The sequence below is a fragment of the Methylobacter sp. Wu1 genome, assembly GCF_036553575.1.
Taxonomy (GTDB): domain Bacteria; phylum Pseudomonadota; class Gammaproteobacteria; order Methylococcales; family Methylomonadaceae; genus Methylobacter.
The window spans coordinates 18,239-44,743 of sequence record NZ_JAZHOC010000023.1; the positions used below are offsets into that span (position 1 = coordinate 18,239).

General features: G+C 55.9%; 25 protein-coding genes. 13 read left to right on the forward strand and 12 right to left on the reverse strand.

What is annotated here, in order from left to right; all coding sequences use genetic code 11:
* Positions 1–26 precede the first annotated feature (26 nt).
* Complete coding sequence (locus V2P20_RS02265; RefSeq protein ID WP_331815703.1) at positions 27–845, forward strand: class I SAM-dependent methyltransferase; 819 nt, start codon at positions 27–29, stop codon at positions 843–845.
* A gap of 188 nt (positions 846–1,033) precedes the next feature.
* Here the strand turns inward: V2P20_RS02265 and V2P20_RS02270 are convergent, their stop codons facing one another.
* The 3 genes from V2P20_RS02270 to V2P20_RS02280 form a co-directional block, all read right to left on the reverse strand.
* The gene (locus V2P20_RS02270) at positions 1,034–2,521 is read right to left on the reverse strand and encodes a M64 family metallopeptidase (RefSeq protein WP_331815705.1); all 1,488 of its coding nucleotides are present in this window, start codon (positions 2,519–2,521) and stop codon (positions 1,034–1,036) included.
* Complete coding sequence (locus V2P20_RS02275; RefSeq protein ID WP_331815707.1) at positions 2,514–3,092, reverse strand: hypothetical protein; 579 nt, start codon at positions 3,090–3,092, stop codon at positions 2,514–2,516. The genes V2P20_RS02270 and V2P20_RS02275 overlap by 8 nt, the downstream gene beginning before the upstream one ends.
* 372 nt (positions 3,093–3,464) lie before the next feature.
* The gene (locus tag V2P20_RS02280; protein ID WP_331815709.1) at positions 3,465–3,647 is read right to left on the reverse strand and encodes a hypothetical protein; all 183 of its coding nucleotides are present in this window, start codon (positions 3,645–3,647) and stop codon (positions 3,465–3,467) included.
* A gap of 198 nt (positions 3,648–3,845) precedes the next feature.
* Here V2P20_RS02280 and V2P20_RS02285 point away from each other — a divergent pair, with 198 nt between their 5' ends.
* Positions 3,846–4,253 (forward strand): hypothetical protein, encoded by a 408-nt coding sequence (locus V2P20_RS02285; protein ID WP_331815711.1) that lies wholly within the window; start codon positions 3,846–3,848, stop codon positions 4,251–4,253.
* A 361-nt stretch (positions 4,254–4,614) separates the two neighbouring features.
* Here the strand turns inward: V2P20_RS02285 and haoB are convergent, their stop codons facing one another.
* The 7 genes from haoB to V2P20_RS02320 form a co-directional block, all read right to left on the reverse strand.
* A complete protein-coding gene (gene haoB / locus V2P20_RS02290) occupies positions 4,615–5,589 on the reverse strand; it encodes a hydroxylamine oxidation protein HaoB (RefSeq protein ID WP_331815713.1) in 975 nt (324 codons plus the stop codon).
* Between the two features lie 29 nt (positions 5,590–5,618).
* The gene (locus V2P20_RS02295) at positions 5,619–7,325 is read right to left on the reverse strand and encodes a multiheme c-type cytochrome (protein WP_331815715.1); all 1,707 of its coding nucleotides are present in this window, start codon (positions 7,323–7,325) and stop codon (positions 5,619–5,621) included.
* A gap of 239 nt (positions 7,326–7,564) precedes the next feature.
* Complete coding sequence (locus V2P20_RS02300; protein WP_331815717.1) at positions 7,565–7,843, reverse strand: hypothetical protein; 279 nt, start codon at positions 7,841–7,843, stop codon at positions 7,565–7,567.
* 89 nt (positions 7,844–7,932) lie between these two features.
* Positions 7,933–8,937: a hypothetical protein gene (locus V2P20_RS02305; RefSeq protein WP_331815719.1), complete on the reverse strand. Its 1,005-nt coding sequence runs from the start codon at positions 8,935–8,937 to the stop codon at positions 7,933–7,935.
* Positions 8,938–8,940: 3 nt separating this feature from the next.
* Positions 8,941–10,497 (reverse strand): MBOAT family protein, encoded by a 1,557-nt coding sequence (locus V2P20_RS02310; protein ID WP_331815721.1) that lies wholly within the window; start codon positions 10,495–10,497, stop codon positions 8,941–8,943.
* 222 nt (positions 10,498–10,719) lie between these two features.
* Entirely contained in the window at positions 10,720–11,757 is a 1,038-nt protein-coding gene (locus V2P20_RS02315; RefSeq protein WP_331815723.1) for a dienelactone hydrolase family protein, read from the reverse strand.
* 26 nt (positions 11,758–11,783) lie between these two features.
* Positions 11,784–12,284 (reverse strand): hypothetical protein, encoded by a 501-nt coding sequence (locus V2P20_RS02320; RefSeq protein ID WP_331815725.1) that lies wholly within the window; start codon positions 12,282–12,284, stop codon positions 11,784–11,786.
* A 553-nt stretch (positions 12,285–12,837) separates the two neighbouring features.
* Between V2P20_RS02320 and V2P20_RS02325 the strand changes: the two genes are divergently transcribed.
* The 5 genes from V2P20_RS02325 (at position 12,838) to V2P20_RS02345 (ending at position 18,285) form a co-directional block, all read left to right on the forward strand.
* Entirely contained in the window at positions 12,838–15,876 is a 3,039-nt protein-coding gene (locus V2P20_RS02325; protein ID WP_331815727.1) for an AAA family ATPase, read from the forward strand.
* A 312-nt stretch (positions 15,877–16,188) separates the two neighbouring features.
* On the forward strand, positions 16,189–16,617 hold the full coding sequence (locus V2P20_RS02330; RefSeq protein WP_331815729.1) for a hypothetical protein: 429 nt from the start codon (positions 16,189–16,191) through the stop codon (positions 16,615–16,617).
* Between the two features lie 198 nt (positions 16,618–16,815).
* Positions 16,816–17,319 (forward strand): nuclear transport factor 2 family protein, encoded by a 504-nt coding sequence (locus V2P20_RS02335; protein WP_331815731.1) that lies wholly within the window; start codon positions 16,816–16,818, stop codon positions 17,317–17,319.
* Between the two features lie 191 nt (positions 17,320–17,510).
* Positions 17,511–18,011, forward strand: a complete 501-nt coding sequence (locus V2P20_RS02340) for a hypothetical protein (protein ID WP_331815733.1) — start codon at positions 17,511–17,513, stop codon at positions 18,009–18,011.
* A 40-nt stretch (positions 18,012–18,051) separates the two neighbouring features.
* Positions 18,052–18,285 carry a hypothetical protein gene (locus V2P20_RS02345; RefSeq protein WP_331815735.1) on the forward strand — a complete coding sequence of 78 codons (234 nt, stop codon included), beginning with the start codon at positions 18,052–18,054 and terminating at the stop codon, positions 18,283–18,285.
* A 100-nt stretch (positions 18,286–18,385) separates the two neighbouring features.
* Here V2P20_RS02345 and V2P20_RS02350 read toward each other — a convergent pair whose 3' ends face one another.
* Positions 18,386–18,652, reverse strand: coding sequence for a hypothetical protein (locus V2P20_RS02350; protein ID WP_331815737.1), 267 nt, complete (start codon positions 18,650–18,652; stop codon positions 18,386–18,388).
* A 187-nt stretch (positions 18,653–18,839) separates the two neighbouring features.
* On the opposite strand from V2P20_RS02350, the gene V2P20_RS02355 reads away from it, so the two are divergent.
* The 3 genes from V2P20_RS02355 to V2P20_RS02365 all read left to right on the forward strand — a co-directional run bounded on the left by V2P20_RS02355 (position 18,840) and on the right by V2P20_RS02365 (position 22,753).
* The gene (locus V2P20_RS02355) at positions 18,840–21,362 is read left to right on the forward strand and encodes a PAS domain S-box protein (protein WP_331815739.1); all 2,523 of its coding nucleotides are present in this window, start codon (positions 18,840–18,842) and stop codon (positions 21,360–21,362) included.
* 336 nt (positions 21,363–21,698) lie between these two features.
* Positions 21,699–21,962: a hypothetical protein gene (locus V2P20_RS02360; protein ID WP_331815741.1), complete on the forward strand. Its 264-nt coding sequence runs from the start codon at positions 21,699–21,701 to the stop codon at positions 21,960–21,962.
* Positions 21,963–22,234: 272 nt separating this feature from the next.
* Positions 22,235–22,753 carry a hypothetical protein gene (locus V2P20_RS02365; RefSeq protein WP_331815743.1) on the forward strand — a complete coding sequence of 173 codons (519 nt, stop codon included), beginning with the start codon at positions 22,235–22,237 and terminating at the stop codon, positions 22,751–22,753.
* A 97-nt stretch (positions 22,754–22,850) separates the two neighbouring features.
* On the opposite strand, the gene V2P20_RS02370 is transcribed toward V2P20_RS02365, so the two are convergent.
* Positions 22,851–24,257 carry a PLP-dependent aminotransferase family protein gene (locus tag V2P20_RS02370; protein ID WP_331815745.1) on the reverse strand — a complete coding sequence of 469 codons (1,407 nt, stop codon included), beginning with the start codon at positions 24,255–24,257 and terminating at the stop codon, positions 22,851–22,853.
* Positions 24,258–24,506: 249 nt separating this feature from the next.
* Here V2P20_RS02370 and V2P20_RS02375 point away from each other — a divergent pair, with 249 nt between their 5' ends.
* From V2P20_RS02375 to V2P20_RS02385, 3 genes are all read left to right on the forward strand, one after another.
* Positions 24,507–25,409, forward strand: coding sequence for a DMT family transporter (locus tag V2P20_RS02375; protein WP_331815747.1), 903 nt, complete (start codon positions 24,507–24,509; stop codon positions 25,407–25,409).
* 11 nt (positions 25,410–25,420) lie between these two features.
* A complete protein-coding gene (gene ilvE, locus V2P20_RS02380) occupies positions 25,421–26,290 on the forward strand; it encodes a branched-chain-amino-acid transaminase (protein WP_331815749.1) in 870 nt (289 codons plus the stop codon).
* Positions 26,291–26,303: 13 nt separating this feature from the next.
* A partial coding sequence (locus V2P20_RS02385; protein WP_331815751.1) for a hypothetical protein occupies positions 26,304–26,505 on the forward strand: 202 nt, incomplete at its 3' end.

A 26,505-nucleotide genomic window follows, 5' to 3' on the forward strand; every position in this document is an offset into this window, starting at 1 on the left:
GGTAAAAGGCGAGTATGGAACAGAGTATGAATGAACTGATGAACCACACGGCCGACATGGGGCAGGCGGAAATGTTTTCGAAGGCTTGGTACAACGAATATTTCCGGCGCGCAGCCGAAAGTCAGGCGCACTCGCGCTTCTGCGAGGCCGTTTATGGCAGGGACCTGTGCCAGCACGGCATGATGGATGTCGAGGAGATGGATTTTCTGGCCTCGCTGCTCAAGACCGGCGAAAAAGTGCTGGAAATCGGCTGCTCCAACGGCCACATCACAGAGTATCTCCACGAAAAAGCTGGCTGCAACATCCTGGGCCTCGATTATGCGGATATCGCCATTGCCCAGGCGCAGGCCAGAACCCGGGACAAGGCCGCCACGCTGAATTTCCGGTGCGCGGATCTGATTCAGGATGAGCTGCCCGGCGGCGATTACGATGTCATCCTGGCCATCGATTCCATTTACTTCATGGGCGATTACAACAAGACGCTGACCAAGCTCAACGCCAAGCTGCGGCCCGGCAGCCGCATGATCATCGCGGCGTTTCAGGCCAAAGAGGACAGCGATCCCGACACGATCCTGCTGCCCGGCCATACGCGCATGGACGAGGCTTTGCAGGCGCTGTCGTTCCGCTACATTCAGCACGACTTCACGCCAAACATCCGCAGCCACTGGATCAAGAACTACGAATTTTCACGGACGCTCCAGCCTGACTTCGCCGCCGAAGGCAACGCCTTCCTGTGCGAGGCCCGCATGGCCGAGAACGGCTGGTTCAAGGACCACGCCGAGCGCGAGACGCTGGTCCGGTTCATGTATGTCATCGACCATAACGCGGATCTGGCGCCGGGTTAAGCCAATCGATTCATCACGAACGGCTTGCCTGGACGAAAAAAGGCTCTTTAGCCTTTTCTTTGGATAATGGCAGCGATTTCACGTGGAGCGGGAACGCCGATTAAGGCGCATCCCGCTCCACGCATCAGGCAGGGTTGTTATTGCTCTCCAGAGATTCGCCTCTGCCTCGGCTTGTTCACCCGCGCTTTTTATGGGCGACAAGCGACGTTCACTTCGCCGTTAATGCAGGAGTCAGAGCCCGAGCCGCCGTTAAGCACGTCGAGGCCGGGGCCTCCATCAAGGGAGTCGTTGCCATCTCCGCCCAAGATCACATCCCTGCCCGCATCGCCGCAGAGACGGTCATTGCCGCCTCTGCCGTTGATAATGTCATTGCCGCCCAGCCCGGCGATGACGTCGTTGCCGGGCGTCCCTTGCAGGAAATTATTGCCATCAGTGCCAACGATAGTTGCGCGCATGCCAAAGCAGTTCAGCGCTGGCGCATTGACAGTAATGTTCCATGTCCTCGCCTCCCTCAACACATCCGCGGGGTCGCTCCTTACCTTAGGCGTCGGATCGTCCACAACGACCTGAACGGTATGAGGACCAGCTCCGAACCTCGCGGAATTAAAGGTAAATGCCAGGCCCGTTGCTGCTTGCGATTTATCTACGTACCACGTAACTGACAGAGAATGCGTATTAGGAGCCGGTACGGTGACCTTGAAAGCCTGATTGTTTCCAAGCGCGAGAGTTATGTCGGAAGGCTGCGGGGTACTGGAATCCAGTGGCGAAACCCAGTTGTAGACCCGTTTGATGAGCTGTTCTTCATTGACCTGCTCAAACGGAGGGCCAAGTGTCCGCATCTTGGAGTTAAAGGTAGGACGGAATAATCCGGTGCCGCAATACTTTGCTCCTTGGTAGAGCCCGGGTACGCCCGGATTGGTCGAGGTGGTGGGAACGGGTGTGGCAGGATCTATCCAGCCAGCGGGAGGTCCGCCTCCGACGTTCCATTTTATCTGATTTCTATTCGTTTGGCGGGTGGCGTTTGCCTCAGATGGTTCCACTGTATTGTTGCAAGAAGGGGGAGTATATTCATATTCATCCGCCAGCAGTCCAAAGCTGTGGCCAACCTCGTGTAAGACAAGTTCGATAACCGCGGAATTCAGAGAAGCCACCGAGATGCTTCCTCCGGAACCTCCGTATTTTGTATCGTTTACCACAACGAGAACCATATCCCGTTGATCAGCTCGTACACTATTGTCGAGTACCGTCTGAACTTTCGAGACAGTGACGCAAATCAGCCGTTCAATGTTCCCACAGTTATAAGTCGCGTCAAAAGCGGTGTTTTTGCTGGTGGGAGGCGTGTTTTCAGGATGATCTGCCCCTGATTCCGCGCTCGTCACATCCACCCGGTGCACATTGAAATATTTTTGATATTCCTTGAACGGTTCTTGTGCAAAGAAGCCCTGCACAGCCTGTTCTGCATCCGTGGCGTATTTCCCCAACTCCGCACTTGTATAGCCATCACCCAAAATTACCAAATCTACCCTGTTTGCAGAATTGCCATTGTTGCGAATGGTAGTTACGGGTTCGCCGGATGTCCATGGCGAGAATCCTGCTGATGCGATTACCAGGCAGAAGATCACGGATTTCCGGAAGAGCTGACTGAGGCGAAAACTCATGCCGATGGGCTTAATCATGACCCACCTCCGGAAGCTTGGCTTCGCCTATAAGATCCAACGTGTATTCAGCACCTGACCAGCGCGGTTGATAAACTTTTAACCCAATGACGCCAGGCTCATCGGGTACCATGACCGAAAAAGTTGCATCGTTTCGATAAAGAAGTCCTGAGGAAGTGAGCTTCCCAGACGGTTCAGCCGTCTCTGCCCGAATTATCCTTGGATCGAGCATAACAGTTCGAGAAATCTCCTGGCCCCGCGCATTCACTCCGACAATGATGAGATTCTGTTGAGAAAGCTCCGGATTGCGTTGTTTGGGCGGTGCGCCTTGGGCACGCTTCTGGGATAGTATCGTTATCGTATTATCAGTTGGGGGAGCCGCTGAGAGATTGTCTCTGGCCGCATTGGGAGACGTCGAACTTACGTGGAGTTCAATCACGCGGGTCATCTCGGTATCTCCCGCTTCGGCAAGACCGATTGGCAACACTAGAAACGAAAGCATCACCGCCTGAATGAAGCGCGGCCGCATTGACAGACAGGTAAGGAATCCAGCCAAAACGCCAGCATTCCTCAATTGACTTATTTTTTTCATGGCTCGTCTCCTTAATAAAAAGGCAATGCAATGTTAGACTTCATGCAAGGCATATCGAACATCACCTCCTTTCATTCAGGACGGGCCTGATAAGTTATTATCCAGGTCCTCGTTTTCTAAATGGGATAACCTATTTGAGCATGTTAGCCGGATAGGGATAACATTGATGCTTAAACTTCCGTCCGATCTATTTAAAAGCTTTGATTTTGATAAATGCTGGATTAAAAAATTCCAGATAACGCCAGATTTTGTATAAAAAAGACAACAATCTCGGCACCATCCCGCTGCCCGACCATATGTGCATGGACGAGGCTTTGCAGGCGCTGTCCTTGCGCCATGTTCAGTACGATTTCATGGCAACTGGCTGAAGAATTACAGATTTTCACAGGCGCTCCAGCCTGACTTCGCCGCCGAAGGCAACGCCTTCCTGTGTGTGGCCCGCATGGCCGAGAACGGCTGGTCCGGCTCATGTATGTCATCGACCATGATGCGGATCTGGCGCAAGGTTAAGCAGTTTGGTTCACCAGGAACGAGTGCATGGAAATATATTTGCATCTGCATAAGCCCCATGGATGGGATGAATGCAGAGAAATGGCAGAATCACTCAACAGCAGACAGTCAGTCTTTTCCATAAAGTCCGAATGAATGATTCAACGCCTGTTGAGCCAGACAGTAATGGTGCGAATGGAAATTCAGCTGAAAACATGAACAATAGCTATGAAAGCAACGGAAATCCATCTCGGTTCAGTATAAATGACTAACCATCGCGTCAATCCGGCCTGCCCGCCACGCATGCGTCGTCGGCAGCCGGTTATGCGGCATGTCGGGGCAGATAGTAATGCTTATCACCATCAACAGAATGGAGGGCTACTCATGTTTACTCAACCGCCCGAGGATAATGATCATGCAACCGGAACTTTCTGCGAGAGGACGGCGGAAGCCATCAAATCATTGAAGCAAGAAATCGAAATGAAGGAGCGCGAAATTGATAGTCAGAGGGATCATCTCGGTGAGCTGCAGAAACAGCCGAGTCAAGATGCCAATCAAATCGAGGAGATCAAGAACGGAATACAGGCATTGGAGGATGAACTGGAGATGGATCGGGAGCAACTCAGCGTACTCGAGGAAGAATATAATGCAGAATGCTCGCCCTCGTCGTAGCTCAGTTATACTTAACTCGACCCCATCTTCAAGTCTTTGTTAGATTCAAGTTTTTCTTTGGATGCGAAAGGCTGGGCTTCCGCGTTATCCAACAAATTATTGCAATAAAGTTTTGACACCATCTCACTCGTTTTTAAAACATTCCATCATTCGCTCAGGATCGAATCCTACCAGCCAGATTTGATTCAAAAACAGGACTTACGCAGTTTGCCTGCTCACCTGCCGAAACGAGCAGTTTTAAAACCTGTGGGGCGACTGCCAACAGTAGGCGCTTTAGGCGAAGCCGCCGCCACAGGCTTGCGTAAATCCTGTCAAATTGATATTTGCAGCTATAACGTCAGATCCAAAGCTTTTACGCTTTTTAATGGATTGGCTGATGCTCAATTTTGTAAACGGACAAGAATCCGCCCCAATGGCTCTGATAGACCAGACTGACGCCTTCAGGCAACTTTTTCAGCGAATCCACAAAAGGCAGCAATCTCACCAACAGGGCATTTTTGGCTTTCGCATCGGGCGTTGACCAGACACGGTAATAACTATCCTCTTTTTGCGCCAGATAATTGCCGCTGCCTGTCTCATTAGCCCAACGCTTGACCAGGGCAATATCCCCATGCAGATCATTACCCGCCGGGATATTTTTTGAATCGAGCGATAAAGGCGCGCCGCCGTAGGCGGTAAGCTCGGCCAGATGCAATAGCAGATCATTGTTGACCAGCAGATAAACGGGCTGCGACGGGCCAAAATGCGCGGCGATTTCGGCCAGGGCTTTTTCGCTGTCCATGGTCAGCCAGCGGGCCATTTGGGCCAGGCGCGTGCGCTCCTCATCCGATGCCGCCGGCAAGCCGTCCTTCAACCCCTTCCAGACCGGATGGGCGAAGGTTTTATCGGACGGCTTGCGCAGCCAGGCCTCCTTGCCGCTCAGATAATGAATGCGCTGGCCGTCGTCCCACCAGCTCAGGAACAGCGCGTCCTGCGGCGCCTTGCGGGCAATGACGTCGGCCGCCGATTGCCAGACGGCATGGCGCAGGCCGGTCGGGCTGGAAGCAATCTCCTGCGCGTCCTTCGGAAACAGGACCGCGCCCTGCGGCAGGCCGGCGCTGTCCTGATACCGGGCCACCAACAGGCTGAACAGATCCTTGCCGTCCTGGCTGAAGGCATAGCGCTCGACCGACTGCGCAGGGAAACGGCCCTGCACATCGGCTTGCGGTTCCGGCGCATGGCGGACATTGAGCTGATCGCCGCTTGTCGCGCCACCCGCCTTGGCAGAGGACGGAGGCAGCAGTTGCCGGTACAGTATCGCGCCGCCCGTCGTCAGCAGGGCGATACTGATCAGCATAAGCAGTCCTTCTCTTATTTTCCGGGACATCACTCTTGCTCTCTGCCCTGTTCGCTCACAGCTTCCGACTGCGCTTTATCCGGTTCTTCCAGCTTCTCCGGCTTTTGGCTCCGAACAGGCCTCAAGACCATGTAAGCTACAGACAATCCGAACACGATCAGCAACAGGCCGCTGATGAGCAGGCTGTTATCGCCACCTTTTTCACCAGCTGAAGAGGATGCCGGAGCAGAAGCCGGAGCAGGCGCGGTCTTACCGGCCGCTGCACGCAAACGCGTGTCTTCATCCATGATGTTGGTATAGTCCTTCATGAGTTCCGACCAGCCTTCGGTGTAGGTGAAGCCTCCGGGATTGGCGTGGAAAATACCTTTATAGTGCTTGATCAGGTCATGTTCCCACATATCGGCATGGATACGCTCCACGCGGCTGGGGTTGTTGCCCTTTGCCCAGAACAACTGGAAGAATCCGCCCGGCACGTCTTTTTCCGGAGCCGGGGGCGCAGGCCGGTTGGTTTTCTGGCCGACCAGCAGGCCGTCGTCATAAAGTTTGGTAACGACTTTCTTGGCCTCTTGTTCCACTTCCAATGCCTGAATGGTGCCTTTGTCGGCCGCATCCAGATAGGCCTTGGCGAAGCTGGCTGAATGGCACAGGCTGCAGGTGTCGACCCAGGCCTGCTTGCGGTCCTCAAACCACGGATGACCGAGATTGTCGGCGATGGCCGGCGTCGGGTTGAATGCCCAGCGCACTTTGCGCACCAGATTGTGGGAATATTCGCCTTTGTATTCAAAGTGACAGAGCTGGCACGTCGGCGCCGTATAGCCGCCCTTGGCGATGGCGTCTTTCAGCGGAGCTTCAAAATCCCATTTGGCTTTACCCTGTGTTTGGTACTGGGTGCCGTGCTTGGACATCATGAAGTTCTCAAACTCGTTGTGGTCTACGCCGTTGTGGCAGGTGGCGCAGGCTTCCGGTTGCCGGGCCTCGGCGACGGAGAAGGTGTGTCGGGTATGGCAGCCGTCACATTTATTCTGCTGGTAATGGCACATATCGCAGCCTTGCGCCACTTCCCGCTGCGGCATGGCCGCCCAGATGGTGTTTTCGACGTTGGCCTCCCAGTCAACCGCGTGGGAAGGATGGCCTTTACTCCACTGTTTTTGTGGCCATTCCTGATCTTTTTCCGACTCCGCTTCGGCGAATTCATCCAGATGGCACGAGCCGCAGGCGGCACGGTCCGGCATCACCAGATTCTCGGCGTGGTTGATGGTTTCCTTGCCGACGCCGCCATGACAATCGATACAGCCGACCTGATTGAGTTGCTGGCCTTCTTCAAGGAGCCCTTGTTTCACCAGATTGGCTTCCACTTCGGCCAGTTTTTGCTTCTTGTAGGCGCGCACGTCGCTGTCCGGCAGATTGCGGATCGCGGCCAGGTCGCTGTGAACGCTGTTTTTCCAGGCATGGAAGGCGCCTGGGCTGGTGGCTTGATGGCAGCCTGCGCAGTCATCGCGGCCGAATTCGCCCTGAACGGTTTTGGGCGGCTTGTAAAAATCCTTGGGGTTCCAGTATTTCTGGATGGGAATCGGCTCCCAGTAGTCGGCATGTGATCCTTTGCCCGGGTGAGCGTCATAGTAATTCTTCTTGAGCTGTTCAAAATCGGGTTGGTTCGCGCTGGCAACCCCGATCCAGCTGAGTCCTATTAAGCTGAATAACAAAATACTCAGCAAATCCAGTAGCTTGCGTTTCATAATGCACCTCTAAGACCGGCTTTAATTATTGTATCGATTCGAAACCAAAGTCTAACGCAATACGGGGCATAATCAAACAAATATTATGAGGGGCTCTAGCGCTGCCAGATGCTTCAACGGATTCATTGTTTAGCGCCGCAATGGATTGGTCTGTTAATCGTAAACGGCGAGCGGCTTCCAATTTGGGTTTCCCACGCCGGAACGTGGGAATGATATGTTATTCAGTTTATAGCGAGACTTTACGACGCGGCCTGCTTGAAATGCATGTGCTTGACCCAGGCGGCGCAAGCCGCGCCTACGACGATATAGGCGTAATTGACAAACAGGCCTGAGAGGGTGCCCGGGTTGTGTTCGACCGCATCGCGCAGTCCCGGCGTGACTGCGAAAGTCCAGACAATGCAGGGTATCAAGAAGGACAGGAAGCCCAGTCCGGCCGAGGATAAGGGATTTTTGCCGGTCGCTTCGGCGCTCCTGTAAAACCAGTAAGTGATGAGTAAAGCGGTAACTGTGCCTGCCATAATGAAATTCCGTAAGTTGACGTTGATGATAGCGCCACAGTACCAAATTGCCTTCTTCCGCTCAAGCCTGGCGCCCTCATCCGGCCTTGCTACTTCAGCCGCTCCGCCACGAGATCGCCGAGATACAGATAACCGTTGACGCTCAAATGCGTGTCGTTGGGCTTATAGAAATCCTTGACCAGTTTACTCTGCTGTATAAACAGATCGGCTAAGTTCGGGGCTGATAATGCCGGATACCGGGCCAAGGTATCCCAGATAGGGGTTGATACGCGTTTATTCAAATAAACCGTGGATTTATCCGGCACAACAAGCCAGACAGGCTGAATACCCGCCTTAAGCAGGTTGTTATTGATAGCCAGGACATTGTTTATTGAGTCAAACGGGGGTTTATCGAAGTCGCCATTGAAAAACAAACCATAGTTGCATAATTGGTGGGAAAACAAGCCGCAGCCATCCATAGCGACGAGCCGTGCGTTATTGAAAACGATAAAATCGCCAGGCCTCTCCAGATAAGTGAACTTGATCTTGTTGATCAGCGTTTTGAGCGTCCATTCACCGCCCGTTGGGCTTTTTATCGATGTCATCAGCGAGTGCGTGCGCGTCATGAGCGGTGAAGGCTTGCTGTGGACTTTGACTTCAATGCCGCCATTGTTTTTGCAAATAGCGTTCATACGCTGCTGAAAATAACGCTCAAGGCTTTCGAGCACGACATAGCGGCCTTTGAACCCGGCCTGGCGCAAGGCGTCGCCGATATTCTCGCAGGGCTTGAATTGGTCCCAATGGATGAAGCTGTGTTTTAAATGCTTTGGCAGCAGCCGGGTTTGCCAAAGCAGTTGTTCGGAAAAGGAATCGCCAATTACAAACACGTCTGAGTCAGTCAACGCATCGCTCTTTAGCTGGTCTTGAGCAATAAGCGGTTGAGACTGATTCCAGCCAAAATCCTTTTCCGGCAGATGCCCTACTCTGGTCAGATCGCCATCAAGCGGCTCGAAATACCATTCCACGCCCCACAACGTCAATATGGCAATGGTAAGAGGTACGATCAGTGTCAGGCTGTATTTTCTGAAATTAAAAGTATGCGCGAGAGAATTCATTGCTTAAAACTGGAAATACAAAAAAGGCGACTGCTTCGATAAGTTAATCAACGCAAAAAAGCCCAGAATCAAAATCGACAAGGCATGCCATAACGACGGCTGCCAGTGAATGAGACCCGGTTTTCTGATTTCCGGATTCGGCGCCGTTAAAGCCACCTGATGATTGGCCATGATTTGCGCGATATTGGGCAGTTTGAAGACGATGATCATCGTGACGATCAATATCTGAATAATTTTCTCCGTTTTCAGCCTGGTCAAGGTCATGACGCCATTGAACTGGAAGCCGAAATTTTCCAGCGCCTGGCTGAATTCGAACCGGCCCAGTTTATTGGACACCGAACAGCCGTTTAACCCCATCATGCCGTTGAGCATCCGCATGGCCGTATCGACGTTGTCGGCGCGAAAAAATACCCAGCCGACGACGACGGCCAGAAAAGTGCCTATTCCGGATAACAGGCGCGCATTCCTGCCGCCGTCCTGCCAGCCTGCCAAGGCCTTCAGCTCGCGCCAGGCATGGTTGATCAGCAGGTACAAACCGTGCAGCCCGCCCCAGATGACAAACGTCCAGCCCGCGCCATGCCACAGCCCGCCGAGCAGCATGGTAACCATCAAGTTCAGATAACGCTGCGCAGGGCCGTGGCGGTTGCCACCCAAAGGAATATACAGGTAATCGCGTAAAAAGCGCGACAGCGTGATATGCCAGCGGCGCCAGAATTCGATGATGCTGGAGGCCTTGTAGGGAGAATTGAAATTGATCGGCAGGCGCACGTTGAACAGCAGCGACAAGCCGATCGCCATGTCCGAATACGCTGAAAAGTCGAAATACAATTGCAGCGAGTACGATAAGGCGCCTATCCATGCTTCGAAGAATAACGGCTGCCCTCCTTGCTGAACGGCTGTAAAAACAGGCGTGGCAAAATCGGCCAGCGAGTCGGCTATGAATATCTTTTTCGCGAGCCCGAGCACAAAAATAGTCAGGCCCGTAGCGATATTTTCCCAGTTGATCCGGCAGATGTCGTGCCTGGCGAACTGCGGCATCATTTCCTTGTGGTGCAGTACGGGGCCGGCGATCAAATGCGGGAAATAAGTCACGAACAATATATAGCGAATGAAATTATGCTCTTTTGCTTTGTCCTGATAAGCATCCGCCAGGAAAGCGATCTGCGTGAAAGTAAAGAACGAAATACCCAGCGGCAATAGAATGTCGCCGGTCGAGAATGAAGTGTTGATCAGGCTGTTTATGTTTTCTATAAAAAAGTTGGCGTACTTGAAATAGCCCAGCAATATTAAATTGGCCATGATGCCGCCGATCAATAACAATTTTGCCTGGCCGGGGTAGAGAGAATGCCTATCCCTGATCAAATAGCCCGCGCTGTAATTGAAGACGATCGAGCCCGATAACAGCCCGATAAAACGCACATCCCACCAGCTGTAAAAAAACAGCGACGCAGCAGCAAGCCATAACAGGGCCAGAGGGTGGCTGCGTTTGCCGATGTAATAAAAACCCAGAACGGTAACGGGAAGGAATAGGAAAATAAAAATGTATGAGTTAAATAGCATGAATGGAGCTTCAATTATAGGGGTAAGCATGCGCTCATAAGCACTCTATTTTATCTCATGTCGAGCCTTGGGGTAGGCTTTACCACCCGACAATTCTCCGGTATCGAACAGGGCCGATAAAGGTAAACCTTAAATCGGCCCACTTTATTTTGCCCTCGCCGAGCGAATGAACCCGCGCGCCCTAAAGACTTGATCACAGTTTCCTTTACGGACGCACCGTGTTCACTTCAGCAACGCGTCGAAAAAGCCCAGCGATTCGAGGTCATAGACACATTCCGCCCGCACATCTGCGGGATGCCCGGGCTCCGGGCAGGGCTCGGCAGGAAAGCCGGTTTGGCGCGGATAATCGAAACTATGGTGGGCGTCCGGCATGACCGCCAGCGTCACCTCGTTGCCGGTGGCCTTGCTGGCGCCGTAGACGGCCTTGGCCCGATCCACCCGGATTCCGCAGTGGTAGCGGATCTTGGGAAGCGGATCTCGATCAAAGGTATCGGTTTCCTTGACGTAAGCGGCATCATAGAGCTGGTCATGGCTGCCGTGATTGATCCGCACCGGGGCGTAAGGGCGCCAATACGAATAGGACGTGCCGTTGAAAGCCCAAGTGTCTTCGCCGTATTTGAAGCCGCAGCCGGGATAGAATGCGACCGCCCCCTTGAACGGCTTGGTGCTCGCCTCCGTTCTCAGCGTTTTGCTGTCGATGGGCGTGGCACCCATGGCAACCATTGCGGCGGTAGCTCCCTGCGACCATCCCATTAGGCCGATCTTGTCGGCCTTGACGTCGCTGCGTGCCGCCAGCCAGGCGCGGGCCGCTTCCGCATCGCCCGGCCGCACCGTATTCTCGCTGACGCCTTGATCGTATTTCCAGCCGCACTGGTTCTGCCAGGCGCTCTCCGTCCGGTCCGCGGGTCTACGGACGGTATAGCTGTCTACCGCGACGGCGATATAACCGGCCTCGGCGAGCCTCCGCCCCCATTTGTCCAGATATTGCTCGACTCTTGGCTGCTGGGTAACCGGGTCGAGTTCATGGGGAATGCCGTTCCGCCACATGCCGCTGCAGCCATGCAGCATCGCCACGGCCGGCTTCTGTGCGGTAATGCTGCTGTCGTAAAAAATGACTCCGGGGAGATCCAGGTCGCCCCGCTGAATCGTCACTTCTTGAACGATCACTTCTGCCGATGCCATCTGATGAGCTAATGCGAAGATCGCTATTCCTGAGGTCAAGCGGCCGAAGCAGCCGGTAACTTGGTTTTTGGTTTTCATGATTTGTTGTTCTCCTTGTAGTCGCACTATGGCGTGCAGATCTCGCCGCTGACCAGGGCCTCGCCCGCACCGTTGATGAGAGTACCGGTCCCGGTCAGCGTTCCGGTCGCTCCGGCCCAGCGACCGCTACCGCCGACGATCTGATTGATCTCCGCGAGCACACCCTCGCCGGTAATCTGCAGCACAGCCGCGCCTTTCGTCAGAAGTATGCCGTCGCCGGTGTCGATCCGATCTTCGGCAGTCAAGAATACCACCCCGGTCGCCGGTGTGTCCGGGAGGGATGTTGAACTGGTACCGACGACCGTCGCGGTGCCCGCAAGCGAACCATACAGCTCGGCGGAAACGCACAGACCGATCGGGGAACCGCAGGTGAGTGTCTCTTCCGCGTGCAGGAAAACACGCGCGTGGACCTTCTTGCAGGACCCGCCGGAAGCGGATGCGGCATGGCTCATGCACAGCAATGCGATCGTGCCGAGGGCGAGCGTTGCGAAATGCTTGAGCGAACGTATCTTCAATGTATGTGACATGGTGATCTCCTGGTTTCGTAAAGTACTCGTAAGGGATAAGCGCGCTCCGGGCCGATCATGTGATCTTTATTGCCATTTATAAGAACGACTGTCCCATCTTGACTGCTCCCACCCAGAAACAGGTCGGCCTTATCCGGATCGATGTGCAGCCTGGGCTCTCCATTGGCATCGATGAAGTCGACTTTACCCTGTATTGGATCTGCCATAGTTTTCCCCTTGAATTGAATATTTGCCCTCTTTAGGTCTTTCAAGAAAAGATTCCTTTAAACCGGGAAGGCGGTTGGTAAAAGATGATTTTTCTGCCGGTCTGCGCTTACTTTCGGAGATTTCGGGTTCAAGAAAGTATCGATTCTGGCCGATTTAAGAACCGCCGCTTTTTGTGGCTACTCTTGTTCCGCTCTGATTTGTATGCCGATCGGTCAATCGACGCGCGGTTCACAGGTAAGCTCGAACTGGACAGCGGGACTAGAATAGTTGCGGCGACTAGGAAAAGTCGTTAGGAAACGGTAAGATTTGGTTAGGTTTCGGTTAAGAAAAATAACGAGGAAAGAGTATGTCGGAGCAGGGGGAATGGATATTCGGTCCGTACCGGCTGGAGCCGTGCGGTGCGCGCCTTTGGCGGGAGACGGAGGCGCTGACGCTGCCGGCCAGGCAATTGGCGGTACTGACTTACCTGGTGGAGCATCACGGCCAATTGGTCAGCAAAGAACAGTTGCTGGATGCGGTATGGGGGCACCGGTTCGTGAGCGAGGCCGTACTGAAGCTGGCCGTATATGAGCTGCGCAAAGCGCTCGGGGACGATCCGCGCGAGCCCCGGTACATCGAGACGGTGGCCCGGCGTGGCTACCGGTTCATCGCCGAAGTGAACCCGGCCAGGCCCATGGCGAAAGAACATGTGCCGTATGCGGAAACGCGGCACTGGGTAGGCCGGGAGGCGTTGCTGGAACGCCTGTTGCTACTCTGGCGGACTGCGCTGCAGGGCGAGCGGCAAATCGTGTTCCTGACCGGCGAGGCGGGGCTGGGCAAGACCACGCTGGTCGAGATGTTTCTGCAGGCTGCCGTGGCGGATGCGCCCGCCGTGCTGCGGGGGCAATGCATCGAGCATTATGGCTCGGGCGAGGCGCTGTTGCCGCTTCTGGATCCGCTCAGCCGAGCGGGCGACTCCCGGCAGGTAAAAGCCGCTTTGAGGGGCTATGCGCCGACCTGGCTATTGCAGTTGCCGGGACTGCTCACGGCGGAGGAACGTCTGGACTTGCAGCAGGAGGTGCTCGGGGCGACGCGGGAACGGCTGGTGCGGGAAGGCTGCGAGCTGCTCGAGGTGTTGAGCATGAATGCGCCGTTGATCGTGGTGCTGGAAGACCTGCACTGGAGCGATTACGCCACCCTGGATCTGCTCGCGGCGCTGGGGCGGCAGCGGGAGCGGGCGCGTCTCCTGGTGATCGGCAGCTATCGGCCGAGCGACGCGGCGCTGAGGGGTCATCCGATGGAACGAATGCAGCAGGAGCTGCAGACGCATCGGCTTTGCGCCACCCTTCCCCTCGACGCCTTCTCGCCCGATGAAGTGAACGCCTATCTCGCTTGCCGGTTTCCGGAAAAACCGCTTCCCGGAGCCGTGGCTCAAATCATTTATCGCCGCACCGGCGGACACCCTTTGTTCGTGGCGAACCTCCTGGATTATCTTCTGACCGAGGGGCGGCTGCGGCACACTGACGGCTTATGGAGTATCTCCGAGGACGGCGAAGGGTTGGAACGGGGGGTGCCGGAGGATATCCAGCAAATGATCGAACACCAGATCCGAAGGCTGAGCCCGGAGGAGCAACAAATTCTCCAGGTGGCCAGCGCGGCCGGCATGGAAAGCTCCGCGGCGCTTTTGGCGGCGGTGCTGGAGAAGGACCTGATCGCCGTCGAGTCCCACTGCGAGGCGCTGGCGCGGCGGGGACCGATGCTGGCCTCGGCCGGGGTGGCGGAGTGGCAGGATGGCACGGTCGCCGGAAACTATGGGTTTCGCCATGCCTTGTACGCAGAAGTGCTTTACCAACAGCTTCCCCCGGCCTATCGAGTCGCCTTGCACCGGCGCCTGGGCGAACGGCTGGAGCTTGCCTATGGTGAACAGTCGGGAGAGATCGCCGCCGAGTTGGGCCGCCACTTCGAAGAGGGGCGTGATTTCGCCAGAGCCCTGCGCTATCTGCGCCAGGCTGCCGATCAGTCGGCGGCACGCTTCGCCAATCGCGAAGCGCTCGACTATCTCGGCCGAGCCCTCGCGTGGGTGGACCGGCTGCCGGCGGAAGAGCGGGTCGACGCGCGTTTGGTGCTGTTGCAGCAACGCGCCCTCGTTCACCGCGCTCTGAACGATTGGCCGAGCGTGGTGGAGGATCTCGATGGCCTAGCTGCCCTGGCCCGCGCCGAAGGCCGATTGGAGCAGGAAGTCGGGGGCCTGATTTTCTTGTGCTTCACGCTGATGTTATATGATTCTGCGCGCTTTCTCGTAACCATGGAACAGGCTGTAGAACGAAGCAAGGCGGTTGCCGATGAGGGCCTTAAGGCATATGCGGAAGCTCAACGGGTCTATTTTCACCTCGAAATGGGCGTCTGGCCGGGAGATCGGGAGCAGACGGCCCTCGTGCGCGCTATCGATGCGGCTCGGGAGGCGGGAAATTGGCCGACGCTGGCTCTATATCTCATGCTGTACACGGCCTTCGAATTGTATCGGTCCGATTACCGCACTGCATTGGCTGCGGCGCGAGAGTACTCGCAGCTCGGCCGCGAGCTGGGCGACGGTTTTCATTGCGCAGCCGGTGATGTTTCCAAGACTTGGGCCTTGCTGCATCTAGGCGAGTGGGGCGAACTGAGAAAGCTCCTGGCGGAAGGTTTGCGCGCCGCCGAGCAAAACGCCAGTCCTTTCGTCCAGACCTTGCTCCAGTTGCTGGCGGCGTGGCTGCACCTGGAGGCCCTGGACTTTCAAGGCGGACTGGCGTTGTGCGAACGAGCGCAACCGCGGCTCGGTGATCCCCATGCCGTCATTTTCCGACCGATTCTGCTCGGACGGGCACACTTGGGGCTGGGGCAATATGACGAGGCCCCACGTTGCTTCGCAGAAATCACCTCCGGTATGGAAGCGGGCGTTTTGATCCATCGGCGTTTTGGCATGATGTTCCACCACGGAGTCGGCGAATACTGGCTGGCGCAGCGAGAACCGGCGCGGGCGCGCGCCGAAGCGGATAAGCTGTTCGAACTGGCCGGCCCGCCGGGCGAACGGGCCTATCTCGCACTCGGCCATCGGCTGCTCACGGAGATCGCCATGGCGGAGCATGCCTGGGAGGAAGCGCTGGCGCATCTGTCGCGCGCGCTCGCCATCGTCGATGCCGAAGGTGCGGAACTCCCGCTGGCGGCCTGGCGGGTGTATGCCCTCGCGGGAGATGTCAACCAGCGCCTGGATCGCCACGAGGAAGCACGCCGCTATTGGACGCAATCCGCGGCTATCATCCATAAACTTGTGGATTCCCTGGGCGAGGACGATGAAGAAGCCCTGATTTTGCGCGCCTCGCTGCTTAATGCCGAGCTCATGAAAAGAGAACTCCAATATACGTCCTAATCGGCTCGAAGATTTGTCTGCCGGTTGCCGAATACCGGAAGCCGGCATTCAAAAATCCTTTCCCAATCATGACCTTTCGGCCGGATGCCCGATTACCGATCCGGTATTCGCGGTGAAAGGCTTACCAATTCCTTACCGATACCTTACCGCTGCCTAACGACTTTGAGCGCAGTCATCCAGTAATCTGCCGACCGTCCCGTTCAGGTTGGCTTACGGCTAAACTCACCGCGAGCCATAGCCGCAGCGGGGCAGTGGTATGAGAAAAACCGCTGTCTTTATTATCATCTTTCCCATAAATTTTAAGAGATACAAATGAAACAAAATACGTTGTTTACCTTCGCTCTACTACTGAGTGCGGCAATCCCTACCTCTGCTTTAGCCGAGGATGTATGTGGCTTCCTAGACCATAAGGGATTAAGGATCACGGCAAATGGGCATGAAGGTGACGCCGCCTACGTTTCACCAGGGCTATCGCTATCAAAAGCGGCTGATGGTACATACACATTCCAATCGGTAATTTTCTTTAAGGGTGAAAAGGGTGACAAAATTATAGGTAAATGCAAAGATCGACACATAACCTTTAAAAGGATCAGAGAAGGTGGCTTCGAGCAAGATTATGATGGCTGGTTATTTGAAGGTGGAAGTGCCGAAACGCTTAGGGGCATGGCCGGAACTTTTGCGCACAATGGTGTAGAACAGTGGTCTTGGTACGGACAGACTATACCAACTATACCAAAATGATAAGTAAAGACGGCTAGGATGGGCAGGTTTCTTTGTTTGCTCCGCGCAAGAGGCTAGCCCGGATACATGCATGACTACTGAAATGGGAATCGCATATCCAAACTGTCCACCCTAATCAGGCTTTCAGCTCAATCCGCTTGCGGGCGGGATTTTGCGGTTTCATCAACAGGTAACCCACGATTTAAGGAATTATTATTTATGAATGAGTTATATAGGAATAATAGCAAGACTGCGGCAATCGCGCGGCGGTGGATTGAACTCTATAACGACGGCACGCCAACATTTTATGGCTCTGACCGATTTCTCGAGCTTTACGCCGAAGACTGTGTCTGGATTGAATATCCTTCGAAGCTGTTTCCGGCCGGCAGAAGTGGAGGATTGGCACAACTCAGAGAAGCGCTCACCTTCGCTCAATCAGTGATGGTTGACCGGCATGTTGTTCTCCATGAGCTCCTCGCCAACGATTCAGCATTTTCAATGCGCTGCACATGGTCGGCCACCGTTAACGGAGACTTGTTGGATTACCCCAAGGGCAGCCGGATAAGCCTAGAGGTTGGGGCGTTCTACAAAGTTCACCACGGTCATATTATAGAAGCCCGCGAGTTTGTGGCCGACCTGCCAGAGCTCGAAACGAGTGCGCTTCGAGCGAGCGACGACGGCGCCGAGGTACAGCAACTCGCGGGCGGTATGATGATCGAGTGAGCTCTGGCGCGGCTGAGCGGGACGGGGTTTGCAACCTTGTCTCAACGTTTGGACGCCCTTGGGCAGCCCCAACAACTTCCTTCATTTCCGAAGTTCCTCCAAACGTTACGGACGGGATGAATATCCCGTCCGGCCTTAAAAACCATTTCGACGAAGCGTTTTAACAACCCGAAGAATACAAGGATATAATCATGAAAATTCCCCAAAACTTGGCGGCGGTATTGGTATCCGCTGTATTGTCGGCCGGCATCCCCTTTCAGGCGAAAGCCACCGAATGCAAGCCAGTCAAGGCACACGCCATATCGTTCCTGACGACTACTGGATGCACGAGTCCCATCGGCCTCTGCGATACCGGGACCATCAGCGGAAATCTAGGGTTAAACGGAGCGATTGAATTCTTTACCGTGGATAGCACCGCTCCAGGTCCTAGCACTGCTCCAAATCCATCCACTACCCTCTCGTATAGCGGAATTTTGGAGATTACAACGAATCACGGTACTTTGATAACTCGTGACACGGGGGTGTTTGATACATCGACGGGAACATCCACGAGTGGATTTTCTAGTGCCTTTGCCACTGTTATTGATGGGACAGGGAAATACCAAGGCGCGTCAGGGTATCTTTTTTTCGCCGGCAAACCCGTCAACGGGCATTTTGAAACCCCAATAAGCGGCGAACTTTGTTTGCCTTAATGTCGATGAGGGCGTTGGAAACTGGAACCTGGAGTTCATCTTGATCAACTCCCAGATCAAATCTCCCGACAATGTGATCCTGCTTCACGAGATCGGACACGCGGCGGGGCTTGTCCATGAGGGAGCCGTCATCAAGAATGCCGAGGTCCTTAATGTCATGCAGTATTACGATCCCAAGGCCACCGTGCTGCCGGGGCGGGACGGGCTGAAGCCGAACCAGGTCAAACGCTTGGCCACTGCCTACTTTGCGACCTCGCCCAAAAAAGTAAAATGATCCTGGAAACAGCAGCAGGATGCGCCCGATTCTGTGGCTGGCAGACTGGGTGGCAGGACATCCCGAGCTTTGAGAAAGGAGCGCGAGACGGCCAGTCATCCTAGTCCCTCATGCCGTCAGTTTCCGACCGATCCTGCTCGGACGGGCGCACTTGGGGCTGGGGCAATATGACGACACCGCGCGCTGCTTCGCGGAAATCATGTCCGCTATGGAAGCGGGCGTTCTGATCGAGCGACGCTTCCGGCTGCTGTTCCACCAGATTGTCGGCAAATACAGGCTGGCGCAAGAAGAGACTGCGCGAGCGCGCGCCGAAGCGGACAAGCTTGCATAAGCCCTGCCACTTTTGTCCGGCTTTTCCATATGCCATAACCTGTCTTCCGCAATACGCACCTCTATTCCTGTTTTCGTAAGGCGGCGCCGGAGCGTAGAAACGGTAACCGGATGGTAGAGTCCGGGTTTATTTTCCAGAGATTTCCGGGAACTAGGAGGAGCAAACAAAGGCCAGACGTATAGTATCTTTCTGCCAACCTGAACTAATAAAAAAGGCGACCATCGTGCCCTTGACTAATCCCCAAAACGTACCGGACTGGATCATCAAAGCGCTGGACTCCGCCAGCTGCGGCATCACCGTAGCCGACGCGAGACAGTATGACACGCCTCTCATCTATGTAAACCGGGCATTCGAAGTCATGACCGGCTACTCGAAAGCCGAAATCCTGGAACGGAACTGCCGGTTCCTTCGGGGCGAGGACCATGACCAGCCCGATCTGGACATTCTGCGCAAGGCGATTGACGAGGGCCGGGAAACGACGGTCGTGCTCAGGAATTACCGCAAGGACGGCACGTTCTTCTGGAACGAACTGCGTCTGGCCCCGGTTTTCGACGACCAGGGCCGGCTCACCCATTACATAGGCATCCAGACCGATGTGACGGCGCAAAAGGAAGCCCAGGCCGAAGTGCAAAGGCAAGCCCGGCAGTTCCATAAATTCCTCGAAGCCATCCCTTCCGGTATCGTGGTGCTGGATGCGCAAAGCCGGATCTTCTTTGCCAACCGGGCGGCCAGCGACATTACCGGAAAAGCGCTCGAGCCGGGCAGCATAATTGAAAATCTGGTGGACTATTTCCAGGTGACCCTGGCCGGCACCGATAAGCCTTATCCGCTTGAAGCCTTGCCGACCACGCGGGCGCTGGCGGGGGAAACGCTGGCTGTGAGCGACGTAGAGATCCGGCGCGACGGCCGCTGTATCCCTCTCCATGTCAGCGCCTCCCCGATACATAACCAGCAAGGCGACATCAGCCATGCGGTTGCGGTTTTCGCCGATATTTCCGAGATCCGGGAAAAGGAAAACCAGCTGAAGGAAGAGGAAGTCCGCCATCGCGCCTTGCTGAACAGCTCCGTCGATGCCATCATCACTATCGACGCATCCGGCATCATCCAGTCCGTCAACCCCGCCACGGAGCGCATCTTCGGCTACCGCCCGGAAGAACTGCTGGGCCATAACGTCAGATTGCTGATGCCGGAGCCGCATCGCAACCTGCATGACCGCTACCTTGAAAACTACCTGAAAACCGGCCGCGCCAAAATGATCGGGGCGGCTCGGGAGATCTCGGCGCTAAAGAAAGACGGCACCGTATTCCCTATCGATCTCACCGTGACCGAGGTGAAGCTCCCCCAGGGAGTCACGTTCAAGGGCATCGTGCGCGACATTTCCGAGCGCAAGTCAGCCGAGGCGCTGGCCGCGCATACCTTGGCCGAGCTCAAGAAAAGCCAGGAAAACCTGCTGGTCTTGCTCAATCAATTCCGCGTAGGCACCCTGATGCTGGACGCCGATCACCGCGTGGAATTCGTCAGCGAGTCCTGCGAGCAGTTTGCCGGCATCGACCGCGACACCGCCGTGGGCCGTTCCTGGGATCAGGTTCTGCCTTTCGAAATGCAGTCGAAAATACAATTGCAGCGGCTGCTGGATCTTCCGCCCGCCGAACGCTACCGCATCACCCTGCACTGGCAGTGTCCGGACCGGAAAGCCTGCTGGGTGGAATGCGACGTGCGCGACGATCCGCAAGCGCCCGACCGCCACATTCTGCTGCTCTACGACGTCACCGAAATCCATCAACTGCGGCAGACCATCGACGAGAGCCGCTACGGCCGGATGCTCGGCAATTGTGAGGCCATGCAGGAACTGTACCGGCTCATCGAGGATGTGGCGCGCGGCGACTGGACCGTATTGATCGAGGGCGAAACTGGCGTCGGCAAGGAACTGGTCGCCCACAGCATCCATGCCGCCAGCCCGCGCAAGGACGGGCCGTTCATCGCCGTCAACTCGGCAGGACTCAGCGAATCGCTGCTGGCCAGCCAGCTTTTCGGCCACCGCAAGGGCGCGTTTACGGGCGCGGTCGCGGACCAGGAGGGCTTTTTCGAGGCCGCGCACGGCGGCACCCTGTTTCTGGACGAGATCGGTGATCTGCCCTTGAGCATGCAGGCCAGCCTGCTGCGCGTGCTGCAGGAAAAGGAAATCACCCGCCTCGGCGACACCCGGATACGCAAGGTCGATGTGCGGATTCTGGTGGCGACGCACAAGAATCTGACCGAAGAGGTCCGCGCTGGCCGCTTCCGCGAGGACCTGCTCTACCGCCTGCGCGTGGCGCGGCTTTATGTGCCGGCCCTGCGCGAGCGCAAAGCGGACATCCCGCTGCTGGTCGAGTCCTTCCTCTGCCAGAGCTTCCATTTTTCCAGCCGGGCTCAGCCCCGGTTCGGGGCCGAAGCCCTGCAATGCCTGATGAATTACGACTGGCCGGGCAATGTGCGCGAGCTGAAAGCCTGCGTGGACTATGCGGTTATCCACAGTAAAGGCGAGCGCATCAATCCTCAGGACCTGCCGCCCGAATTCAGCCGGGGCGCAGCACCTGCCTTTATCGAGACTGAACCCACGACGGCCGTGGAAGACGAGCGGGGCCGCATTCTGGCCGCTCTGAACAAAACCCGCGGCAATCGCCTGCAAGCCGCCAGAATGCTCGGCATCAGCCGCGCTACGTTCTACCGGCGTCTGTCTGAATTGGACATTTCGCTGAATCGATAGCCAGCCTATGGCCGTAACAGGCGCTTTTCAATCCAGTGTTCGCCCCGGGCCCGACTCGCAGATTCCGTAATCCTCCGACCTTGCCTGGACACTGTCTCGCGACTGTCTCATAAGACAGCTGTGAGACAGCCGTACTGTCTCACCCGCCAGGCAAAGTTGTTTTCAATTCTTTTCCTCTGAACATATCATTTTGATATTTATATTGTTTTTTATTTTTACTTAGTTGGCACGAGAGTTGCTTTATTAAGAACCAGAGATCCGGAGAACCATTGCGCCATAACAGCCATGCTCGATGGATCATTGATTATTAATTTTGTAAATTTTGAGTAGCCGAAAATGAAAATGATACATTTTGCAATCGCATTATCCATGGTGTCAGCGCTGTCACTGGGCATCAGTGGCATAGTTATGGCAGCGGAGCCTGACTATACATTTACGACCGGCGAAATCAAGGCCGGCCAGGGTTGTAACATCCACACCTATGACCTGCCAGAGAAGGGCGGCACCGGTATTTATGCCTATGAAAATCATGGAAATCAGCCATGTGATCTTCCGCTGAAACAGGCAGATAACCGAGACAAGCGAGTGGTGTCTGCCTGATTGCCGGAGGCAGAAATAGCGTCTGGACTCCCGGAAAGCTAACGGCTGCATTAAGAGAGACAAGCCGGGTGCGGTTCGTCGCAATCCGACACCTCCCTGGTCATGATCTGTAGCCGGTTCAGACGCGAAAACCTGTGTATTCGGTCTTTATTCAAATTTTTACCGTGTTGTAACTCGCCCGTAATACCCCACGTTTATCTTTTGTTTTTAGGTCCTTCCGTTTTTTGATTGTTTATATGATTCAAGCGCAAAGCGTCAAAAAGGAGCTTTTTATGAGCAAGGCCTTAATCGCCGCCGCCCAAACAAATCCCGGCATCCTTCGATACCCCGCCCATTCATCAGAAGCGTTGGAAGGGCCGGCCATAAGCCATCCGGCAAATCATGGTGAAGGCAGCGTGTTTGCCTTTAGCGAGCACTGGCTGACCCGTTATTATCAGCAATCCCTTTGGCAACAGCACCCGCTGTTGTTTCTGCTGCTGGTTTATTATGCGCAGCGTCAAGACTGGTCTGATCAGCAATGGCTGCAGTGTCGCCGGCAATCTCTCCGGAATCTTTTGGCCATGATCGACCTGCCGGCGACCGAAGCCAATTACCGCATGTTAATGGATATAACCGAGTTGGATGGGCTTGATCAACTGTCAAGTTATAGACCATCAGAACTCGCCGCGCTGTATCAATTCTTTAAAAGCGATGACGCAAGCTCATTGGCGGGCGCAACTCTGCATCAGACGATCAAGCACATGCTCCAGCGCTCTTTCATAAGTGAAGTGCCGGCCCTTGTTCTGAGCTAGTGGTGGCGTGGAAACGCCGCCGGTGACGCTCCGGCGCCACGCAACGCGGAGCGTTGCAGGATGCATTCCCACGCGGGAACGTGGGAACGCTAAGCTGCTAACCGATAAGCCGGCCCAAAGTCACCAAAGCCCGATCGACCCGTTCATCCCATTCGCAGGCGCAGTTCAGGCGGATAAAATTCCGGTACTTCTGCGTCGCTGAAAAAATCGGCCCGGGCGCGATGCTGATGCCTGCCTTCAGCGCCTGCTGCGCCAGTTCGACGGCATTGATGCCGCCGGGCAGTTCCACCCACAGCACGAAGCCGCCCGCCGGCTGGGTCACGCGGGTTTCCTTGGGAAAATGCAGGCTGATGGCTTCCGTCATGCGTCCGATGGCGCGGGCGTATTGATTTCTGGCCTGGCGCAGGTAGCGGTCGTGACTGCCGCCTTCCAGCATTTGCGCCACGGTCAGCTGGGCTAGGGTCGGAGCGGCCAGGTTGGTCACGTATTTCAGGTATTCCACTTTTTCAAAGTATTGGCCCGGCACGATCCAGCCGACGCGCAACCCGGACGACAACGACTTGGAAAACGACGAGCAATGCAGGACCCGGCCTTCGGTATCCCAGGCTTTCGCGACCGAGGGCCGCTGCAGGCCGAAACCCAGATCGCCGTAGACATCGTCTTCGAGCAGCGCGATGCGGTAACGATTCATCAGGTTGACCAGATCGCGCTTGCGCTCGTCGCTCATGCAATAGCCTAGCGGATTGCTGTAATTGGGCACGACGATGCAGGCCTTGATCGGCCACTGTTCGCAGGCCAGTTGCAGGGCGTCCAGCGCCATGCCGTCGCGCGGGTGCGTCGGAATCTCGATGGCTTTCAGGGCCAGCGACTCGATGACCTGCAGCATGCCGTAAAAGGTCGGCGATTCGATCGCGACAATGTCGCCGGGTTGGGTGACCGCGCGCAAGGCCAGCGTGATCGCTTCCTGACAGCCGTTGGTGATGACGATGTCGTCGGGGCTGACCTGACAGCCGGCCTCGGACATGCGCCGGGCGATCTGCCGTCTCAGCTCCGGGCTGCCGGGCGGAAATTCGTAGCCGGCGACGCGGTTGCGGTAGCGGAGCGAACAGCCAGCCAGCGTCCGCTCCACGCGTTGCGTAGGCAGAAACGACGGTGCCGGCACTGCCGCGCCCAGTTGCACCATGCCCGGATCGTTAGTCGCCTGTGCCAGACGCAGCACCATGTCCTGGCCGGTCACGGGCGTCGGCCGGCTGGACGGTTTGGACACGGCCGGCTCTTGAAATCTGGCACCGGGCCGGAAGCGCACGTAATAGCCGGAACGCTCCCGCGCTTCAATACAGCCCTGGTCTTCCAACTGGTGCAGCGCCGCAACCGCCGTGGCCGCGCTGATGTTATGCTGCTCGCGCAGCTTGCGGACGCTGGGCAGGCGGTCGCCCTGGCGGTAAACACCCTGGTCGATGGCTGTCAGTAAATGATCCGCGATGACTTCATAGAGTAATGCCATGGTTTTACCGTTACAGATAAGGCGTCAGGACAGCGGTACAGTGGCCGATCGACGCCATCTGTACCGGTTTAATTAGTTATTTCTGCTTCTGTATCGGCACAAGCATAGTGGGCTACGATAACGGCGTCAACAACAAGGAGTTCATCATGATTAAATCCCTCTATATCGTCGAACAGCCGTTCAGCGGAAAAGCCGACGGCCAAGCGCATTTGCCCGGCCGAGCCAGAACGGTTTTGAAAGGTGAGTTTTATGCCTGAATATGGGCCGGCAAATCGTCAAAGCCTGGCACTGGGCCTGTTAGGCGTATTCTGTTTCAGTCTGACATTGCCGGCGACCCGCTTGGCTGTGGTCGATCTGGACCCGGCTTTCGTAGGATTGGGGCGCGCCGTCATAGCCGCAAGCCTGGCCGCTATCGCACTTTGGGCGACGAAAGCGACCATTCCAACTAAACGACAATGGCTCAGGTTAGGAGCCACGGCACTCGGCGTCGTCATTGGCTTCCCGCTATTGTCGTCCCTGGCCATGAAAAGCGTTCCGGCTGCGCATGGCGCTGTTATTGTCGGTCTGATTCCGCTGTCGACGGCGCTGTTTGGCGCCTGGCTCGCAAAAGAGCGTCCCGGCCCTTTCTTCTGGCTGTCGACGATAGTCGGCAGCGCCGCAATCGTCGCGTTTTCTTTTGTGGCCGGAGCAGGCGCGTTTCAAGCTGCGGATTTTTTATTGCTGGGCTCTGTTATCGCGGTCGGTTTCGGCTATGCGGAAGGTGCCCGGCTGTCCAAGGAGATCGGTGCCTGGCAAACCATCAGTTGGGCCTTGCTGCTGTCCGTGCCGGTATTGCTGCCGCCTGTTGTCATGTCGGCGCCGACGGATATTTTTGCGGTGCGCTGGACGAGCCTGCTCGGATTCGCTTACGTCAGCATCGTGAGCATGTACCTGGCCTTTTTTGCCTGGTACAAAGGGCTGTCCATGGGCGGCATCGCCCGCGTAGGGCAGCTTCAGTTACTGCAACCGTTTTTAACGCTTGCCGGCGGGGCAATCATGCTGGGCGAATCCGTACAGGCTTCCCAAATCATTACCGCCATCATTGTGCTTTGTTGTGTTGCAGTTGGCAGAAAATCTCTGCCCGCCAATACAGTCGTTATCCAAAAACATTAGCGAGGATTGATATGTCTGAACAAGCTCTGTGCTGGCTGAACGGCCAGCTGTTACCACTGGCGGATGCGTCCGTTCCGGTCAACGATCACGGTTTGCTGTACGGCGACGGCGTTTTCGAAGGGATCCGCATCTATCATAAACGCGCGTTCCGCCTGCAACAGCATCTTGACCGCCTCGCGTTGTCGGCCAGGGCGATTGCGCTCGATATGCCTTACAGTCTTGCCGAGATGACGGCGGCCGTCGAGGAAATCGTAGAGGTTTTCGGCTGCGAGACAGGTTATATCCGGCTGATGGCGACGCGCGGGCCCGGCCCGCTGGGGTTGAATCCCGTCGGCTGCCATCGGCCCAACGTGATCATCATTGCCGATCAGATAAGTCTCGTGCACAGCCAGAGCCGCGAACAGGGCGCCCGCCTGATCATCGCGGCCACGCGCCGGCTGCCGTTCGACGGCCTGGACCCGAGGATCAAAAGCCTCAACTATCTGAACCATATCCTGGCAAAGATCGAAGCCAATCACGCCGGCGTCGATGAAGCCGTTTTATTGAACGGTCAGGGGCGGGTGACCGAAGGCACGGCCGACAACCTTTTTATCGTGCGGGACGGAACGCTGGCCACACCGCCGTGCACGGAAGGGGCGCTCGAAGGCATTACCCGCGAATTGATTCTGGAACTGGCCGCCGAGGCGGGCATTCCTGCGCAAATCGCGCCGCTGGCGCCTTATGATCTTTATACGGCGGATGAATGTTTTCTGACCGGCACCGGCGCGGAAATGATTCCGGTCAAGGATATTGACGGACGAGGATTGACGAAATGCCCGGGGCCGGTTTTCAAACAGCTGAACCGGCTGTTTTTCGAGCGCATCGAGACGGAATCCAGGTAAATTTATCGTTCCCATGCTCTATGCGTGGGAACGCATCCTGCAACGCTCCTGCGTTGCGCGACGCCGGAGCGTCACCGGCGGCATTCCCACGCGGGAGCGCTCATCGTTATACACATCTCTTCGAGATACACTGTTGGGCGTTCAGCGCGATGGCGAAATCACGCAATCGCTGGAGCCCGATCCACCTAACCTTAGGACCAGGTGGTCCATCGCCC